Origin of the sequence: Paraburkholderia polaris, assembly GCF_012927345.1 — a bacterium.
Classification (GTDB): Bacteria; Pseudomonadota; Gammaproteobacteria; order Burkholderiales; family Burkholderiaceae; genus Paraburkholderia; species Paraburkholderia polaris.
Genome location: NZ_JABBGJ010000037.1, coordinates 63,065 through 82,558, shown reverse-complemented (window position 1 = coordinate 82,558; position 19,494 = coordinate 63,065). Strand labels below are relative to the sequence as shown.

The window sequence follows — 19,494 nt, the reverse complement described above, 5'->3', positions numbered from 1 at the left end:
ACTCGCGATACGGGTTCCCGTTGTTGGCATGCATTAAAAAAGGCGCCTGAGCGCCTTTTTTTACCTCTTCCCCTTCCTCACCACCATCCACCGCGGCGACTTGAACCGCACAATACTCATATACAGCCAAACATAAGTCGCCGCAAACACCACCACAAAACAGAACAGATGCAGCGTATGCCGCCAGAACAGCGTCGCCGGCACAACCGCAATCAGACACAGCAACCAGAGATACGGTGACGTCAGCGAGTTTCGCCGGGTCAACTCCCGCGCAGTCCTCGCCCCCACCGCCCAGCGCATCAACCGCTTATAAACCAGCATATGCAGATGCACGCCGTCGGGAATCCCCGGCGACATCCCGCGAATGAATTTCTTCCGGTAGATCGAGAAGCAGGTCTCGAAGATCGGGTACATGAAAAGCAGCACCGGATACCACGCCGACACATCCCGATTTCGCATCACGAGCATGATCGACAGCTCGGCGAGCATGAAGCCGATGAAATACGCGCCACCGTCGCCGAGGAAAATCAGCCCCGCCGGAAAATTCCAGATGAAGAAGCCGAGCACCGCGCCCATCATCATGAACGATGCCGACAGCACGATCGGATCGGACACCTGGAACGCGACGTAAGCGAGCGACGCAAACATCATGAACGCCACCATCGATGCGAGGCCATTGAAGCCGTCGATGATATTGATCGCGTTGGCGAGCGCCGCGACGGCCAGCACGGTGACCGCGCAGGAGATCACCGCATACGAGAGCAGAAAGTCGAGCGGCGGCACGCTGATGCGCGTGACGGCGATATTCAGCAGGAAGTAGGCGAGGGCGGCGGCCGCCATCGTGCAGACGAGCCGCGCGAGCGGTGACACGCGCTTGGTCAGATCCTCGACTAATCCCGAGCCGAACGCCGGCATGCCGCACGCGATCAGCCCAAGTATGCCGCCCGATACCGCAGGATACGCGTGATGCAGTTGCACGGCGGATACGATCAGCCCGATCAGAATCCCGGCGCCGCCGATGCGCGGCACGGGGCGCACATGGAATTTCTGCACACCGGCCAGATCGGTATCGGTGGAGAATTTTTCATGCAAATGCGCATAGCGCACGATCAACAGCGTGATCAGCAGTGAAACGAGAAAGCCGAGCGCAAAACTAAGCATGAAAGTGGGCCTGAGCGAAGACGCCGAATTATACAAACGAAACGCATGCCGCTCTGAAAAGCGCTGTTTGCTCCGGTTACGCAAAAAATCCCAGATAGTGAGGCTTAAGCCACCCGCAAACCCTTGCCTGTCATGGATTTCACCTATTTAACGAGGTCTCCGGAAGGCCGTTAACCTGGATGCGGCGAAGTGTAAGTTGCCGGCGAAAAAGGTGGTCGCCGGCGCATCGCGGGGTTCGCTGCCGATCAATAAGACGTTCTGGAGACCCAATGCTTAACAACATCACCATTCGTGGCGGCCTGACGCTAGTGATCAGCGTGTTCGTTGCTTTTCTGCTGACCGTAATCGGCGTCGGCTATGGCGCACTGAAGCTCGCGAATAGCAGTCTCGATGAAACGCAGCACAGTGCCGTAGCACTGTCACATCTGAAGGCAAGCTCCGAGAAGCTGCTGCAAGTGCAGCTCGCGCTCGGCTCCTATCAGACGCTCTTCAGCGTCGGAAAGCAAACGGACGACTTGTTGCCGGCCGCGCATAAGGTGCTGGTCGAATCGAACAACGACTTCAGCAACTACATGGCCGGTCCGTTCGTGAGCGAGGATGAGAAGAAGCTCGCGCAAAACGTCGAGCAGGCGCGCAGCGCGCTCGTCGATAAGGCAATCGAGCCTGAGTTCAAGGCGCTGACTGACTTCGACTTCAACACCTTCCGCAACATCCAGGGCGAAACGGCGAACGCCTTCTACGCGGCCTATTCGAAGTCCATCGACGCGCTCGAGCGCCTGCAGATGGGTAGCCAGAGCCAGCAGGCCGAGACGGCAGCCCAACGCTTCCAGGTGGCGACGCTACTGTTCGCCGCGATTGGCGCGATTGCCATCGTGATCGGCGTGATGGCGCGCATCGGTTTGTCGGCAGCGGTGATCAAGCCAGTCAATGCGACCATCAAACACTTCGAGCACATCGCCGCGGGTGATCTGACGATCGCAATCAAAAGCAGGTCGCGCAACGAGATGGGCCAGTTACTTGGCGCGCTGACCAAAATGCGCGATGGCCTCGTGGAGACGGTTGCGAAGGTGCGAGGAAGTACGACTGCGATTACTCAAGGCGCAAACGAGATTGCCTCGGGTAACGCCGACCTGTCGTCGCGAACCGAGCAGCAGGCGGCGGCGCTTCAGCAGACCGCGGCAAGCATGGAGCAGTTGTCGGCGACGGTGAAGCAGAACGCCGACAACGCGAAGCAGGCGAACCTGTTGGCGCAGGGCGCGCTGAATACGGTGACACGTGGTGGTGAAGTGGTGTCGCGCGTCACCGAAACGATGGACGGGATCACTGAATCGTCGCGTAAGGTGGCTGAGATCATCGGCATGATCGAAGGGATCGCGTTTCAGACCAACATCCTCGCCTTGAACGCGGCCGTCGAGGCAGCCCGCGCGGGGGAACAGGGGCGCGGCTTTGCGGTCGTTGCCTCGGAAGTGCGCAGCCTCGCGCAGCGCTCCGGCTCGGCGGCGAAAGAGATCAAGGAATTGATCGGCGAATCGGCCGCCAAGGTAGAGCAGGGTGCATCGCTCGTATCCGACGCACAGAAGACGATCCACGAAGCCATGGACGCGGTTCAACGCGTCACGGGCGTCATGAATGAGATCGAGGCGTCAGCGCTCGAGCAGAGCGACGGGATCGAACAGGTCAACAAGGCGGTCTCACAGATCGATGAGGTCACACAGCACAATGCAGCGCTCGTCGAAGAGGCTGCTGCGGCGGCGAAATCGCTGGAAGAGCATGCGGTTGCGTTGCGTGATGCTGTCGCGGTGTTTCGGGTGGCGGACTAGAGCGCTCGGATCTCAACGGATTACCCCCGAATATGAGCGCTATGCCCTCTCCCCACGCCCATACGTGTCTTCGACTCGCACAATGTCATCTTCGCCGAGATAGGCGCCGGATTGCACTTCGATTAGCTCGAGCGGGATCTTGCCCGGGTTCTTCAGGTGGTGCGTGATCCTCGCAGGCGCAATACGGTTGGACACAACACGCGAAAAAACCCCGCCTTAGCGGGGCCGATCGGCTAACGATCTTATTGTGTGGCGCCAGCACCACCCGCTGCTACCGGGGTGGTATAAGCGGGCACCGACGCCACGGTCGTGGCAGTGACAGGGAAACTCGATTTTGAATTGCCGTTATTTTGCAGTGCAGATGACCCGAGCGCCGAATACAAGGTGCTGTTCTGGATCGTCCCGGTCTCGGTGCCGTTGCCTACGAACTGGAAACCAACAAAGCCCGGATTGACAATCTGGTTGCCGCTTACGTTCACGCCGGTGATGTTGTAGGTAGCCCCTTGAGAGTTGTAGACCGTCACCGTGCCTTGAGAAGCGCCACCATGGAGAAAGGTATTGCCGGTGACGGTTACGTTAGCTACGCCCAAGGTGTTGTATTCAGATTCCGACGATATGTACATGTCGGCATATGAATCGGTGTTGTCCACGATGTTGCCGGTGTAGGTGATATTGTTGCCGCCCACCACTGACATCCCGCGGCCCCAGACCTGACCGTTGATCGTGTTGTTCTTGACGGTGATGTTCTGGACGATAGGTGAACCCGAATAGCTGACGATCGATATGCCATCATCGCCCGAGCCGGTGACCAGATTTCCGGTGATGAGGGTGCCGTTCGCGCCGTTCGTATTCGTGATGCTATCGGCCAGGGTGTTCTGCACCGTGTTGTTCTGGATTGTGCCGCCCTGGCCTCCCGCGTTAAAAATGCCAACGCTGGCAGAGCCGGTGATCGTGATGCCCTGAACGTTGAAGTTCGTGGCGCCGTCGATCCAAACCGCGGATGTCTGGTACGGGCTCAAACGGGTCGTGGCCGCGCTCGTAATCGCAAGGTTGGATAGCGACGCGCCGGTGCCAGTCAAATGAACAGCCTGGTTGTTGAAGTTGGTCGCCTTCAGGATTGAGGCTTTGCCGACGCCCGAGACTTTGATGCCAGCCACATTGAGCACGTTCGAATAGACGAACGTCCCTGCCGGAATGCTCACGCTACTGCCATTCGTCGCTGCGACAGTCAACGCATTCTGGATAGCGTTGGTGCTGTCCGTCTTGCCGGTGGGGTCCGCGTTGTACGGTGACTGCGTTATCGAGATTACACCGGAGGTCGGCGTTGTCGATGATGCAGGCGTTGCGGATGACGCAGCCGTCGGTGACGATGCGGGCGCCGTTGGTTGCGTCGATCCCGGCCGGCGCAATCTATTCGCCGTAGCGGCGGCATCAGCACCATCGGAGCTACCGCCGCCGCCACATGCAGCAAGAAAGGAGCACGAAACAAGAAGGGCGGTCAACGTCGTAGTCGGTAAATTAAGCTTCATAACACATCTCAAAATTTAACAAAGCCGCCCGCAGGCGGCATATGGGTGAAGGGAATAAAACGTCTGCTTGCGGCGAATTCCTGAGGCAATGCCGTCAGCAACAGGCGTGACGCCAGACTCCATAGCTTTCGCTAACGAGTGGCTCGTTCTCCGACCTGCTGTGCCCCTTGTGAATTGAGCGTTCCCGCCGCAGCGATGACTTAAGCTCCGCGCTGCATCGCTGCAAGCGCGTCCTTGAACGTCAGCAGACCGCTGAGTCCGAACTTGAAACACATTTTTGGCAGAGCCGTTAACACGGCACAGGCGTGGATCTACGCCTGCTTATCCGGCATCTGTGCGGCCTTGGCGCCAGTCGAAATCTGCACGCGCGGTGCAGTGCGCGCTTCGGCCAGGCGTGCGATGAGTTAATCTCCGCCCGCGACCTGATTCAGCGACCGCAATTCTCGGTGCGCATCTTCGAGGGCTTCTCACGCGGAAGTGATTTTCCAGAAGACTCTATAAATTTATTCGTACTACGAATTAATCGTATTGAAGTCATACTTATCCTTTGTTGTTGGCAAAAAGAAAGTACCGGAAGTACAGGTATGGCGTGCCTGCAAGTTCAATCGCGGGCACTAAGGACTACGATCTTTTGGTGAGCAATTCTGCTCAATGCGAATGCTACGAACCGTTACCGGTCACGCGGCGGTACTGCAACCGAGTCGCTCATTCCGAGCGCGCCGGCACAACCTGTTCACCTATTCACAGCAGCGACCTGTCCCGACCGCGCACGCGACAGGTCGCGCTACACAACCGGTCGTGCGAACGACACGAGGGCACTCGCACCGCCTGCTTCAATGGAACTGCATCGAAGTGTGCGGTAGATCTTTCTACATAAGATTCGATAGGGACGAATTATATTCGCAAAAAAACGTTTCAATCTTGAAACACGGCAGATTCGGCGGAAAAAAGCGATAGCTCCCTGCATCTAATCGTCAGAAGACAATTTGTCCTTCTCTGAGCCGATAAATGAAATATTCCTCTCGGCTTGGTCAATTAGTGACAGAAGATATCTAGGGAAGGGCTCCAGCGCGTAGAAACGACTGTTTCAAATTGTCTTATCAATGGAATTTGTACATTGTGTCGCGGCATTTTTAGCCCGTATTTACCCGCATGGGCGTCGTGCTCGGCGTCATGGTTAACCCGCTCGTATAGTTTGTCATGCTTACTGAAAAATACGTTCGACGCGGCACGCATCGTTCGACGCGTCGATGCGATTGGCGTCGTACCCTGGGCGTCCGCAACAGGATTGATATTTCCGTAAAACAGGACAACTCATTGGAGCTCTGCGCGCGATATCTTCAACGAACTGTCTGAAGGTATGGGGCACGCTCAAGAGGCGGTTGGTCCAGAAGACAAGGAGGCGATTGCGCGCAGGACGGATGCTGCTGAAGGGAAAATCTGGCCGAAGTCGCGTTCGAAGTGAGCGTGGTCCAGCAAACCATGGTCACGTTCAAGGCCTTGCTCGATGAAAGCGGAATCAATGCACTACGCTCCGCCGTCGAGCGGACATCCCATCGGAGCGAATGAGTTCCAGCTCGAAAAGACGACCTCCATGAGCTTCGCGGAAGACGGATTGCGAGAGTCCGAGCCACTCTTTAACTTGCAATTCGTCAATCCAGCTGGACAGGGAGTTGATTAGATTGAGGCTACCCTGGAGAAGCCACCGTTTTAGCCGACGGCCTGCCGATGAACTTCGGAGTACGAAATTAGAGAGGCGAACGGTCCGATTTTCCTGTCCCGAAGGGCCTTGTAAGCGGGTCTCTGGACCCACTTTAGCCGCTCATGGACGCACCTGCGCCATGAGTCACTCGCGGCTCATGTGCCTGCCGAACCGGCGTGGTCGTAGAACCTGGCATGCACGCAAGCGCCTTGCGTGGGAACCGGGAGATACCACTTCTGAGCGGACGGCCTTTGCCACAACTCAGGTCCAGGGCAGTGCAGGAGTCGACGGGAAGCAGCGCTGCCAGCGCTAGGCGCCGAACGTACGCACGCTGGATCGTATGCGCCGTGCTGCGGTCCGCGCTAAACGCGCGATGGTGCGGATCGCGTCCGAACCGAGCGTGTCACTCCGCCCGCGAGCTCACGCTCCAGAACATCGAGCAATTGACGCGCAGACCGCTCCCATCGGAAGCCACGAGCATGCTCCCTTCCGCGTTCGCGCCAGGTTTCGCGCACCGCGGCGTCCTCCATCATTTGCCTCACCTTGTCGACGATGTCGTCGACCGAATGCGCGTCACAGTACATCGCCGCATTGCCGCATACCTCCGGAAGCGCAGCTTCACGTGACACGATGACGGGACACCCACAAGACATCGCTTCAAGCGGCGGCAATCCGAAGCCCTCATATAACGAGGGAAACACAAAACAGGCTGCATTTTCATACAGCGCTCTCAATTCACTATCCGATACGAATCCCGCGGCGATGATGTTTTTCGACAAGTCGTAACTCGCCTTCGCCCGTGGATTGAACACCCGCAAATCGCATCCACCAACGACAACAAACTTCCAGTCGTGGCGATCACTCAGGCGCTCCATTGCGGCAAGTATGCGTGGAAGGTTTTTTCCTATCGAGAGACTTCCGACAGCGAGTACGTAGCGATCGTTTTGCAGATTCAACCGTGACAGAATCGCCGTGTCCGGTGCGATCTTTTCAAAGTGATCCACACCATTCCAGACCACCGAAATGCGTGACGCGTCGATGCCAAGGCGCTCGATGATTCGTGTCTTTGAGAATTCCGACACCGTCACGATGTGTCTGGCGCTGCGCTTCAGGAGCGAAAACGCGACGCGATACCAAAGCCTGTACTTCCACGAGTAATTTTCCGGCAGATCGTAGATCGCAACGTCATGCATCATCACGATCTGCCGACGAAAGAATAACGGACCCATATTGCAAAGGCTGAGAAGCGTTCGGCCACCAGCTGCGAATGGCAATGCCAGTTGCTCCCACAGAGAACCCTTCAACCACCGGCCGACCGTTTTTGCCTTCGGCAAGACAACGTCAGTCCGTGCGTTGTCAGGAATCAACAAAGGCAGTTCGGCATCCTCTGGAAATAGGCGCTGGAACGCCATCGCGAGTTCATAACCAACACGTTGCACCCCTGTTATGCGTTGAGACGCAAACTTGCCATTGATTGCAAACCCAGCAGAGGGCCCCTGCCACTGAGAGGATTGCGCCGAGCTAGCGTCGGCTGGAAATGCAGCCTGAACAGGGGCTTCTTCCCGACGCACGTTGGACCACTCTGCTAACTGTTTCATCAGATATCGCTCCAGCATGCTAGTCGATGTGAGCATTGAGAAGGGGCTGCCAGCGCCTCTGGCGAGATCCGGGAGGTCGGTCCGTGCCAGTACCAATCGAGCATGACGTCGCCCACGACGATTAATTGAGCGCAGTCGAAATCAGGCGGCGAAAGCTTCACTGCGGGTTTCTTGTCATGGCAGCCTAGATTGATCGAATAAACTTCACTCAAAACGTCGGCGACAGAAGCGACACTTATTTTTCCCATCACGTACTTTGCATTTCTGAGATATTCGAACCCGAGGTTTGGAAACATTCCACCTTCTCGCTTGGACACCGCAACGCCCCCAAGCTCTTTGTTGACAGGGCCCCACCGAAACGGATATTTCGTCGGCTCAATTCCTGGAGGGTGCAATAGTTTTCTGAAATTGTTTTCTGAACTTGTTTTCTGAAATTACCCAGCTCATGAAGGCCGTCGCAATGTTCAATGCTGATATCGTAAACATAATGGCGGAATTGACGTCGGGTCTTAAAGTCAATTGTAAATTTCGCCCTCTTAAAAGCCGCCAATATGGCCGAAATCCTCAGCCATTGTGAAGTATCGATTAAGACATCAACTTCATATTTCCTTATTTCCCTGAGCGAAACCAGCCAGCTCCAGCAATATGTCAACTCAGGAATCCTTGGATTCCCGATAGCCGCGACGACCTCGTGCTCGGGCAGATAGCCGTTGCGTATCACCGCGCGTTTGTCGCCGGCTGTCTTCGCGTTCTGGTACTGTTCGAGCAGTGTCGTCAATTCGGCCTCGACCGCTTGCTGGATGATCTGACGGGGACCGCGCTGGATCAGCTCATCCAGGCTGCCCAACGTTGCCGCTGTACCGTTGTTCGCTTCCTCCGTCAACTCACTCATCGGTGGCAAATTCCCGTTAGCGGGCTGTTACGCTCGACAAGCAACATTCTCGGCTAACTGCCACTGCCTTCTGAACGCCCCGCGTCGACCCCGTACATCAGATCCGACGATAGCTTTGAGGCATTTACACGTCACGGCAGAAGGTCATAACAATCGGCGGCGTCGAGCGTCGACAGTCTGCAATGGTCGATGATCCAACTGACATAATCCGTGCAGGAACGTTCGGTGTCTGTGCGGAGCCGAACGTTCGAATGTCCGGGTGAAAGAGCGCGCCAATGGTCGTATATGACCGAGGTCGTGTAAAAACAAGAATTTCCTCGGTTTTCGGGAAAATGTGCCAAACGTGGGAGCCCTCCCAGGTTTTCCACACTCTCCGTGTTTCGTATTATCCTAAATCGAAGTCTGTGGGCGGTATCGCACAGAGGGCGGCATCTTTGAAATTTAAGCTTCGAGCAAAACCCAGCATTGCTGGGCATCGCGCAAACACTGAACACCATTAGCCGGCCGTTCGGTATATGTAACAGTTCTCTAACGCCAAAGGCAACGCTGGGCAAGTCCACCGCCGAGAGTGCGCGGTAGCCGATTCGCGTTACGCGAGCACGCGCCAATCGTCTGTATATAAGGTTCGAAAAAGCTGGAAGGCCAGGGCTAACTTGCTGCTTCAAGACTGCCCAGCATTGACATCGTCTGGAAGCCGAAGATTCGGAAGGTTACCCAACGGAATCATTGATAGTTCGAGGCGTTCAAAAAATGTTGCATACCTTTTTCTTTGATACCGCTGCTAGCCAGCCCGAGAGTCCGGCGCTATGGGTCGACGAGCGCCTTTACGAATACGGCGAAATTGAATCACAGGCCCGTCGCGTGTCAGCAGGACTGAGGGCGGCTGCACCGACCGGGGGCGCGAACCGCTGTTTGCTGTTCGCTTATCGCAGCATTGACGCCTACGTCGGCTTGTTGGGCATTCTAGACGCCGGTATGGCATACGTGCCGCTTATTCCAAAGTGGCCGGCTACGCGGATCGCGGCAATCATCGAGCAATCCGGTGCGTCGTTGATGCTTGTCGATCGCCGCTGCGTTGCCGCGCTCGATGAAGTGCTGTCTTTGCTCGATGAGTTCCCGCAGATTTTCCTGCTCGACCAGAACGCGGACGATCCGCACCTGCCGCCCATTGCCGATGGGCTATCGCGGCTGCCGGACACGTCGTATGTGCAACATGAGGGCATGCCGCAGAGTCTGGCCTATATCCTCTTTACTTCCGGCTCCACGGGGGTTCCCAAGGGTGTACCGATCTCACACGCGAACGCCGATGCGTATGTGCAAGGCCAATTGCAACTGGAAGATGAAAACGAGAAATGGCCCGAAGCGCGCTACGTGCAGTTCTGCGAGTTGAGCTTCGATCCGTCCGTGCACGACATGTTTGTGTGCTGGGCGAACGGTGGCTGCCTGTACGTTCCTGAAACCGTCGATCCTGTCTATAACGCAGGCTTCATCAAGACTCACGAGATTACACATTGGAATAGCGTGCCTTCCGTGGCCGGCTTCATGCGTCAACTGCGCAAATTGAGGCCCGGTGAATTTCCGAGTCTTCGCCTCTCGGTGTTCGGCGGCGAGCCCTTGTCTCGCTCGCTGGCACTGGCATGGATGCAGGCTGCACCGAACAGCCGGCTGAGGAACATTTACGGGCCGACTGAAGCGACCGTATCCTGCACTTCCTTCGAGGTCACCGCCGAGTTTCTCGACGATCCGCGGCAAGTGTCCGTACCGCTCGGCTGGGCGGTCCCGGGCATGGAGCTGGTGATAGTGGATGCCGAACTCGAACCGGTCGCCGTCGGGCAGACGGGCGAGTTACTGATCGGTGGCCCGCAGCTTGCAGCTGGCTATCTGCTACCCGGCGAAGCCGGCAACGGTCGGTTTGTTGCGAAGACCTTTCCGGGCCGGCGTGGACAGCGTTGGTATCGAAGCGCTGACGCCGCGCGCGAATCGCTGCGGCACGGAATCGTGTTCCAGGGACGACTCGATACGCAGGTCAAGATTCGCGGTAACCGCGTCGAACTGGAGGAAGTCGAACATGTCGTCCAGGCGTGCAGCCATGCTGCGCTATGCGCGGTAATACCATGGCCGCTCAGCGAAGTCGGCAGTGCTATCGGCCTCACCGCCTTCGTGACGAATCCTCAAGTCGATATCGTGCGGATTCTGCAGGCGTGCCGGCAGCACTTGCCGGTCTATGCCGTACCTGAACGGATTGTTGTCGTCGACACGTTACCCCTTAACGTGAACGGCAAAATCGACAGGAAGGTTCTCGCGGCACAGTACATGCGCGACCAGACTGTCGGCTAACGTTTAGCGACCGAAGCTTCGAGGCGAAATTGCAGCACATAGCCTTAGCACATCGATTCTATGAAGAACGTTCGAATTTTTGGGAAAAAAGATGAAAGCCGACTTGCGCCGCATTCTCTCGGAAACGGCATGCCTGGACGTTCCAATCGAAACCCTCAGCGATAGCGACGATCTCTACGCTGCCGGCTTGTCATCGCTTGGCTCGGTCCGCGTAATGATGGCTATCGAAGAGGAGTTCGACATAGAGATCCCGGGTGAGTTGATTACCCCCGACTTCTTTCGGAGTATCGATTCCCTCGTAAACACGATCGGGCAAGTTCGCGCCGGAGAAGTTGGGGGCGCGGAGGCAACCACGCGCCCGTGCGCCGACAAACCATGACAAGCAATACAACAACGACGCCGGTAACGTTCGACGGCTGCCTGGGTTGGCTTCACCGGCCGGCAAGCTCTCAGGCCACAATAGGCGCAGTGTTGTGCAGTCCTTTCGGCTACGAGGCGCTGTGTGTTTACCGTGGCTGGAGCGAGCTTGCGGAAGCACTGGCGGCGGGCGCTGGCATTCCTGCGCTGCGCTTCGACTATCCCGGAACTGGCGATTCGAAAGGCAATGAGGAAGACCCTCAGCTCTTTCGCGCATGGATCGACAGCATCAAGGCAGCGGCAGCGTATCTGCGGGCCACTACCGGCGTCGAACGCCTCATCTTTTGCGGTCTGCGCCTTGGGGCGACGCTAGCGGCCATCGCAGCGGAAGAAATGGGCGGTGTCGATAGCCTCGTTATGGTGGCGCCCGTAATATCCGGCAAGCGTTATATACGGGAACTGGGCATACAGCATAAGAGCTGGCTCAGCACGGCCAACGGCCTCCAGGTTGCACAAGCGAATGACGACGGGCGCGCTGTTGGCGCTTATGGCTTTCAGCTATATCCGGATACGCTCGAACAGCTGGCGGCTGTCGACCTTGAGAAACACACCCGGCATGTCGCGCGGCGTGTGCTGCTCCACGATACCTTCGACAACCCACACATAAACCGGCTGCTCGAGTGTTACCGTGGTCTGGGTGTCCAGGCGGACGTGCAGATCTTTCCCGAATATGACAAGTTTCTGGTCGATCCCTGGTATAGCGTACCTCCCAGGAATGCATTTAACAGCGTGCTCACGTGGCTGGGCTTGCCTGCCGGCATGCAAGCCCAGCCGGCGCTCGACGTGCTCGCTCCCGCCGCCGACGCCAGAATCGATTTCGCGGCAGGCTATGAGACGCCTGTGGTGTTCGGCGGCGGACGCTACGTCGGCGTGTTCTGCCGGCCGCGCCGCGCACTGCAGGGCGCCCCTGCTGTGTTGTTCGTCAACACGGGCGGTGTCCATCGCATCGGCGAAGGACGTGTGGCCGTACTGATGGCGCGCCGGCTCGCCGCGCAGGGTATCGCCTCGTTACGTATGGACCTGGGCGGCCTCGGCGATAGCCGGCACCGCGACGATTCGCCGACGCTCGGCGCCGTGTACGCCCGTCATGGCGTCACAGACGCGAAGGTCGGCGTCGACTGGCTATTGGCGGCCGGCTACCCGAAAGTCGTCATGTTCGGCGTCTGCTCGGGTGCATTCGTCAGCATTCATACGGCCTTGGCGCATCCCGGCGTAGTGGGCTGCATGTCGGTCAATTTGCCGTTCTTCGTGTGGCGCCGCGCGCAAATGCGGGCGGGAGCCCGCCCCGTCGAATCCAGCCTCGTTTACTGGCGCTCAATCCGCGACCTGCGCAAGTGGTGCGGACTGCTGACGGGCCAGGCGAACGGGATGACGATCTTTCTCGAGCTCGGGCGCCGCTGGTGTGCGCGCGTCATTGCACGCACAAGCGGCCCGTTCGAACGCTGCATCGGCTTCACGACCTCGACCGGCGCCATCCGCCGGCTCGTGAAGGGCCTCGAGCACAAAGACGTGCAGACGTCGCTGGTATACGGCTCGCTCGACGCAGGACTCGATGAACTGGCGATTCATTTCGGACCCAACGGCAGCGAACTCGGGGAGCTGACGAACGTGACGGCGAAGGTGCTGGAGCGGGTGGATCACGCGCTCTTCTCGCGCTCGGCGCGTGAGGCCGTGATGAGTCACTTCGAGCAATTTCTCCGCGAGAGAATTCTCGATACTGAGGGCGTTGACGAGTTGTGCACTGCCGTTTTGCGCGCGAGTTAGCCGCAACGGTGGTGAAGCGTCAGGAACGTCATCACGGCGGGCCTAAGTTGCGGCCGCTGCGCGGCCCGGTCTTGTGAGGAGTCGAACCCAACGGAGCGGCGGCGCCATGGCGGCGATGGAAAGCTTCTTCGGCACACTCAAGTCAGAGTTCCTCCACTTGAACAGGTTCGAGAGCATCGACGAGCTAAAGGCTGGTATCAGACAATACATTCACTACTACGACCACAAACGCATCAAGCTGAAACTAAACGGGCTGAGTCCTGTGATGTACAGGACTCAGCCCTCTCGGCCCTAGCCGAAAACTGTCCAACTTTGCGGGGTCAGTTCAGACCGCACGTTTTTCGTTTTCCTCAACTTTCATCATCGGTATTCCTGGCCCCCACGCCGACACCGCACGCAAAACACAACTTCGCAAACGCGCGGGCAGACTCCCGCCCGAAGCCTGTCAGCAAGCCAAAGCGGGCTGCAAGGCCGAGCAGCATCATGGAGAGCGTCGCCTCACTGATCACCCGCGCCAACGCCATGCCCATCGCACCATGCCGAGGTCCAAGATAGAGCGCCGCGGCGAGATTGGCGAGCCCGGACGTCACCCCGGCCAGAGCGAGCGAGCGGTCCTTTTCTAGCGGAACGAACACGTAAAAGCTGATGAACTGATTGAACGCGGCAAAGGGAAACATCCACGCAAAGCACTGCAACACCGGAGCGCTCGGCGCGAACGCCTCACCGAGAATCAGTGGCAACAGCAATGGCGATAGCACGAGCGCGCCACACAGTGCGAGCAGTCCGTAGCCGATCAACAATGCACCACCCCGACGAGTCGTTGACCGCGCGCCGTCATAGTCGCCTTGCGCCAGCTGCCGCGAGATGGTCGGAACGAAAACCTGCGCTGCCGGCCCCATGAGGCTCAGTCCAATGGTGGCAAAGCGCTCTGCAGCGCCGAAGTAGCCGACTTGCGTCGGCGTCGACAGAAGCGTAAGAAGATAGGTGGAAAACGACATCAGAATGACTGATCCCGTGGAGTAACAGAACAGCATGGTGGAGCTACGGATCAGGTGACTGACGCCGGTCAGGCGGATTCGCGGTAGTCCGATGTCGAAGATCGTCAGACCATACGCAATCATCGAAGTGGTCACGCCCGCGATCAGCAGACTCCCCAATACCCATGACGAATCCACCGGACTGCGGACGATCGACAACACTAAAACGAGACTCATCGCGAATCCGACGACCTCAAGTATGATCGGAGTGCGGAACCGATGGCGCCCCTGGAAAAGCCAGCCGAGATTAAACCCGGACACGATGCCCAGTACCGTCGCGAGGATACCAATAGTCGGACGTTCTGAAAGAACCGGCGAGCAGAACGTGGCGACTATACCCACTATCCCGCCGAGCAACCCCATCAGCACGCGGGCGCTCACATGCAAGGAAAAAATCGCGTTGTATTCGCTGCGCACATGCGCCTTGGACACGTCACGCATGCCGACAACAGTAAAGCCGTAGCTCACGAGCATCCATATCACGTTCATCAGTGACATCGCCGCCAGCACACGACCGTATTCGGTTAAACCAAGTACGCGCCCGTAGAAGGGAATCACAACAATGAGGTAGATGTACCTCATGATGTATCCGGCGTACACGAATACCAGTACTCGAGTATTCTCCGTCCTTTTCATAGCGGTTTCTCTAAAGCCTCTTCGAGTGTCCAGGCATGCCGTAGCAAGCGCTGCCGCGACGACGAGCAAGCGGGTTCGAGATATGGCGAACCGCGTAGTTCGAGCGGGGCGAGGAGGGGGAGAGGCACTGATTGTATAAAGCAAATCTGATCGAAGAGCGGCCTACGTCCGCCTTGCGGATCGCGTCTTAACGGATGTATTTCGCCTTTGAGTTCCTCGCCGCCCCACGCAATCGAACCCAGCCGCAGCCAAGGTTCGGCAAGTACCCCGGGCACAGCAAATTCTTTCACGATTGCACCCAGAATCGGAAGCGATCTGGGAGTAGTCGATATGTCGTAATCGAAGCGCTGAATGACCGGCTCCGCAACCGAACGGCTTTGCATCACTGCTATCTCATTGGACAAGGATGGGGGCGGCGGCAGGCTTTGCCGATCCAGCGACGAAACCCCAAGTTCATTGAGGTCGGGCGGATCCACACGGACGAGCGCGTCGGTCGTATACATTTGCGTTGCAAAAAACCACGTAGGCACTTGCGAGCGCAACCACTAACACGGTGACAGCAGCAATCTCCGCCTAGTAATCGCGCATCAGGTTCGGCATTTCGCGGGCAAATAGATAGGGACGTTCACTGTCCGATTGGACTGCAATCGAATGGGAAGGCAAGTAGTCCATCGACGTATTCCCGAAATTGGAACGGTGTTTCGTCTGCCGATTACACAAGTGCCCCCGCGAAACGCATTGAATCAATTATCTCAGCACTACGAGCGATTGCGACGCCTTAGATCAGGCCATTGAACCGGGCGAGAACATGCTCAACATGCCTACAGCGAGGAAATTGAACGGCGTTACCGTATACCGCAACCTACTCGCCAGCACTTCATGCGTTTCCACGAAGATAGCGGGCCGCATTCAGCCATACTGTGCGCGAGCGCACGCTCTCCAGCAGCATCGCCGAGTCCGCGGTGAATCAGGTCGTCAGCCACCGCCTGGCCAAGAAGCGACAGATGCGCTGGACTGACGAAGGGGCGCGCTGCCTGGCGCAGATTAGGGTCGCGGTTTTGAACGGGGAATTCTCGCCCCGCCGCATCTCGGTGCTCGAGATAGCCGCCTCGCGTCACGGCAAATGCAGCGTGGCAGCATCCCCAGGCCGGCACCGACCAACGGACATAACAGACCGCGCAACCCTGCCGCAAGCCAGCACGGCCTGACGAAATCGACATCCCCAACTTTTGCACGCTCTCGGACGCCGCCTCTTTGCGCGTCCCGAAGAAAGAATTATCTATCGTCTCGCGGCGTTCTGGAACGTGCGACACATAATGCGCATACGAAAACGCCAATGAGCACACCAAATATGAAGCATAAGGAATGTGTCAAAACGCTCAACATTTGCCTGGTCCTTTCATTGGGGCGAGATTGAATTTATAAGGATTTACCTCCTTCGCGATTTACGGCCAACCACCGCACGCAGCCGGTAGCGCAACGTGCCGAACGCAAAGGACATACAGGCAGGAGCGATCGCATGACGCTGCGGTTGTCGCGCCAAACATCATATTTTACTAGAAGTGCGACCGAGTCGAAAAACGGGCACGTCTGAAGCAGTACGTGTAGGGCATGGCATCGTCGGATGCGACAACGGACTCCAGCCGGGACGCGGATGATTGCGCCAGTTGGAAGTCACCGCGTGAAGCCAGCCGCGCATACGAGCGTGGCAAAATTGGCATAAGCGCGGATGTAGTGCGACGCGAGGCAAAAGAACTGCAGGCCGCCGCGGAATGGCAGTTTGACAACAAAGCCGACGACTAACGGCGGCTTCCGATCAGATCGCGCGGCCAGCGCAAGGACCGGAGGCCGATGAGCCTTTGCAGACGCTCCTTCTTTTGCGCCATGCGCCGCGGGTAGTCAATTGCAGCTTTCCCGATATAACGATATCGGGTGCTCGTCGCAGTTTATCTTCGTGGACCGTCGGGCAATGTACGCAAACACACAAACGCATTGGTGCCCGCCCAGGTGTCCATTCGGACGCGGATAGGCCAATCCTCAGCGCGTGACTTCCATCGCCGTGATGCGTGGCAATAGCCGGTCGAATTCGCGTTTGACAATCTCGTAGCATTCGCATGCCCGCGCCTCGAGTCCGGTTCGATCGAGGATCCGGACATGGCCACGACTGTGATGGATGAGGTCGGCTTCGCAAAGCTTGCCAGACGCCTCGGTCACGCCTTCGCGACGCACGCCGAGCATATCTGCAATCAGTTGCTGCGTGACTTGCAAATCACTTGTGCCCGAACGATCGATGTCGACCAGCAACCACCGGCACAATTGCTCGTCCAGTCGATGCAGCCTGTTGCACGCCGCCGTCTGTGCGACCTGGGTGAGGAGAGCATGCATGTACAACAGCATCAGCGAACGTAGAGAAGCGCAATTGCGCAACGCTTCGCGCAGTGCTTTTGCGCTTATTCGATAAGCAAAACCCCGGCATTGAGCCTGAACGCTGGCTGGCATGGTGTCTCCGCCCGTCAGGATCGGCACGCCTGTCGTGCCATCCCTGCCGATCGCGGCGATTTCCACCGAACTGCCGTTTTCCATGGTCTGCAGCAGAGAAACGATCGCGGTGGCGGGAAAATAGACGGTTCGTATGAGTTCGCCGGATTGCGACAGCAGTTGCCCCGGACTTAATTCGACGAGTTCAAGATGAGGAGTCAGCACTTCCCATTCATGCGTTGGGAGCGCCTCGAGCAGACGGTTACCACGGTGGTATGACTGGAATGTCGTCATCATGTCCCTCACGTAAGTATCGCAGGGCCCGCCGGGTAAGGCAGGCCTCCGCCCGAATCGAGAAGCCAATGACGATGCATTGCCCTCACTCGCGCGGTCAGCAAACAGAAGCGGTAATGGAGACGATCAAAGCTTCGCATTGTTCCCGCGTCGCCTTCGCTGTCGCAGTGCAGCATAACGGGCGAAGAGGGGCGCACCAATAAAGCTGGCGGGATAGCCCGCACGATCGGCGGAATTGAGAGGACTTATTTGCGTTGAACGTTCGTTCCAACTCTGGACGCGCGCCTCACTTTGTTGCAGATCGAGTAGCAGCCGACGCTACCTGAGATGTCAACCAAGCTCAGTTTGAGATAGCGATATGTCCAGTGTATTAAGGATATCTATGGGACGAACTTCCGCGGGCGCAATACATTGCGCTCACCGACTCGAGTCGGTGGGCCGGCGGCCCGGTTCTATAGCGCATTTAGGCTCGTGTGCCGCGCGGCGCAACTCGTCCGAGGTTCAATGCATTTATCGTGCCGCTCGAGCACTCGTGTTAATGCGCGGAAGGCGCGACGCATCGACGCCGGTAATAGGGGGCTCGCCAGTCACGGAGGCGCACACCGGTTGCGCGAATACTTTGCCGTTAAGTGTGTTGGCGCCGCAGACGATCTGGCTCGACGCACAATTTCTACTCTGCACCGAAATCGGCAAGCCTCTTATCGAAGCGAACGCGCTGTTAGCAACGTGGTATTGACAGACGTTGCCAAGCGCGCGAAAGCCATCGTAGTTCGTCCGCGATACTTTATTCCCACTTACCAACACCAGCGAAACTGAGCCGGCGCCGGTGTTGATGTCGATCCCCGCGTGCCGCGCTGCTGGCCGGTTGTTGGCGGGGTTCGTCGAATTCTCGATGTCCGACACGGCGTTATTGCTGATGACAACATTCGTCGCGTTATAGGTCCGGTAACCATCTTCCTGCGCGACCAGGATGCCGGCCGCTTTCTGCACGCCCTGCACTGTGTTGCCCGACAGCGTCACATTGGCCCCGCCGACCACCGACAGACCCCTGCCCCAGTAATTGCCCGACACCGTGTTGTCGGCGACGAGTATGTTCCTGCTCAAGGCGCCGTCCTGCTCGTAGCTGACAATCGCGATCATGTCATCGCCGGTGCCGATCACAATATTGCCCGACACTAGAACATTCTGCGATCCGCCGGTGATGTGTATCCCGTCGGCGAGCGTCGCGCTAACCCTATTTCCCGCGAGCACGACGTTAGTCGCGCCTGACACGAAAATACCCGCGCTCGCGCCGCCCTCGATCCTGGTATCGAGAATCTGGATGCCTGTGCCGCGCACCACGACTTTCGTGGAACTTTCGGTTTCGAGCCTCTTACCGCCCGTGCCGCGCAGTGTCAGACCAGCGACCGTCGCGTTCGTCCCGTTGACGACGAGTGATTGATCGCCAGGGTTGGTCGCGACCAGCGTGGCGCCATATCCAGACACCACCACGCTCTGCACCTTGACAACCAGCGAATGGCTCACGACGTAAGTGCCCGGCGCGATCACCAGCCGTTGGCCGATACGCAGCGCGTCGAGCGCGGCCTGAATGATACGGGTTTGATCGCTGCCATCACCGGACGGATGGATCGTCGCGTCGGCGACCGCCGCGGTCGCGGGCAATTTCGCGTAGCCCGTCACGCTCAGTCTTTTTTTTGCGGTCAGCGTCGACGACGTCGCCGCAATGTCCGGTTGCGCGTAAGCGAGCGTCGCACAACACGACGCGATCGCAACGGCCGACAGCACGACTTCGATTTTCTTGATCATGCGGCCTTTCTTTGGCGAACACT

General features: G+C 57.8%; 11 protein-coding genes and 3 pseudogenes. 5 read left to right on the top strand and 9 right to left on the bottom strand.

What is annotated here, in order from left to right; genetic code table 11:
- Window positions 1-60: 60 nt before the first annotated feature.
- Window positions 61-1,161, bottom strand: coding sequence for an MraY family glycosyltransferase (locus HHL24_RS30310; protein ID WP_169489015.1), 1,101 nt, complete (start codon window positions 1,159-1,161; stop codon window positions 61-63).
- Window positions 1,162-1,430: 269 nt separating this feature from the next.
- On the opposite strand from HHL24_RS30310, the gene HHL24_RS30305 reads away from it, so the two are divergent.
- Window positions 1,431-2,981: a methyl-accepting chemotaxis protein gene (locus tag HHL24_RS30305; protein ID WP_169489014.1), complete on the top strand. Its 1,551-nt coding sequence runs from the start codon at window positions 1,431-1,433 to the stop codon at window positions 2,979-2,981.
- Window positions 2,982-3,020: 39 nt separating this feature from the next.
- Here the strand turns inward: HHL24_RS30305 and HHL24_RS30300 are convergent.
- The 4 genes and pseudogenes from HHL24_RS30300 to HHL24_RS45335 form a co-directional block, all read right to left on the bottom strand.
- Window positions 3,021-3,158 (bottom strand): annotated as a pseudogene (locus tag HHL24_RS30300) (hypothetical protein); the annotation flags it as partial.
- 65 nt (window positions 3,159-3,223) lie between these two features.
- Window positions 3,224-4,183, bottom strand: a complete 960-nt coding sequence (locus HHL24_RS30295) for a right-handed parallel beta-helix repeat-containing protein (RefSeq protein ID WP_329606769.1) — start codon at window positions 4,181-4,183, stop codon at window positions 3,224-3,226.
- A 2,391-nt stretch (window positions 4,184-6,574) separates the two neighbouring features.
- Window positions 6,575-7,810 carry a glycosyltransferase family 4 protein gene (locus tag HHL24_RS30290; protein ID WP_169489012.1) on the bottom strand — a complete coding sequence of 412 codons (1,236 nt, stop codon included), beginning with the start codon at window positions 7,808-7,810 and terminating at the stop codon, window positions 6,575-6,577.
- Window positions 7,811-8,480: 670 nt separating this feature from the next.
- Window positions 8,481-8,702 (bottom strand): annotated as a pseudogene (locus HHL24_RS45335) (IS256 family transposase); the annotation flags it as partial.
- Between the two features lie 750 nt (window positions 8,703-9,452).
- Between HHL24_RS45335 and HHL24_RS30280 the strand changes: the two are divergent.
- The 4 genes and pseudogenes from HHL24_RS30280 to HHL24_RS30265 all read left to right on the top strand — a co-directional run.
- On the top strand, window positions 9,453-11,039 hold the full coding sequence (locus tag HHL24_RS30280; protein ID WP_169489010.1) for an amino acid adenylation domain-containing protein: 1,587 nt from the start codon (window positions 9,453-9,455) through the stop codon (window positions 11,037-11,039).
- 91 nt (window positions 11,040-11,130) lie between these two features.
- Window positions 11,131-11,418 carry an acyl carrier protein gene (locus HHL24_RS30275; RefSeq protein ID WP_169489009.1) on the top strand — a complete coding sequence of 96 codons (288 nt, stop codon included), beginning with the start codon at window positions 11,131-11,133 and terminating at the stop codon, window positions 11,416-11,418.
- A gap of 89 nt (window positions 11,419-11,507) precedes the next feature.
- Window positions 11,508-13,220 carry a serine aminopeptidase domain-containing protein gene (locus tag HHL24_RS30270; RefSeq protein WP_329606770.1) on the top strand — a complete coding sequence of 571 codons (1,713 nt, stop codon included), beginning with the start codon at window positions 11,508-11,510 and terminating at the stop codon, window positions 13,218-13,220.
- Window positions 13,221-13,329: 109 nt separating this feature from the next.
- A pseudogene (locus HHL24_RS30265) lies at window positions 13,330-13,515 on the top strand (IS3 family transposase); the annotation flags it as partial.
- Between the two features lie 55 nt (window positions 13,516-13,570).
- Here HHL24_RS30265 and HHL24_RS30260 read toward each other — a convergent pair.
- From HHL24_RS30260 to HHL24_RS30245, 4 genes are all read right to left on the bottom strand, one after another.
- Window positions 13,571-14,893, bottom strand: coding sequence for a lipopolysaccharide biosynthesis protein (locus tag HHL24_RS30260; protein ID WP_169489007.1), 1,323 nt, complete (start codon window positions 14,891-14,893; stop codon window positions 13,571-13,573).
- Window positions 14,890-15,396 (bottom strand): hypothetical protein, encoded by a 507-nt coding sequence (locus HHL24_RS30255; RefSeq protein WP_169489006.1) that lies wholly within the window; start codon window positions 15,394-15,396, stop codon window positions 14,890-14,892. Before HHL24_RS30255 ends, HHL24_RS30260 begins: the two co-directional genes overlap by 4 nt.
- 1,534 nt (window positions 15,397-16,930) lie before the next feature.
- On the bottom strand, window positions 16,931-17,665 hold the full coding sequence (locus HHL24_RS30250; protein WP_169489044.1) for a Crp/Fnr family transcriptional regulator: 735 nt from the start codon (window positions 17,663-17,665) through the stop codon (window positions 16,931-16,933).
- Window positions 17,666-18,175: 510 nt separating this feature from the next.
- Complete coding sequence (locus tag HHL24_RS30245; protein WP_169489005.1) at window positions 18,176-19,471, bottom strand: right-handed parallel beta-helix repeat-containing protein; 1,296 nt, start codon at window positions 19,469-19,471, stop codon at window positions 18,176-18,178.
- Between the last annotated feature and the right edge of the window lie 23 nt (window positions 19,472-19,494).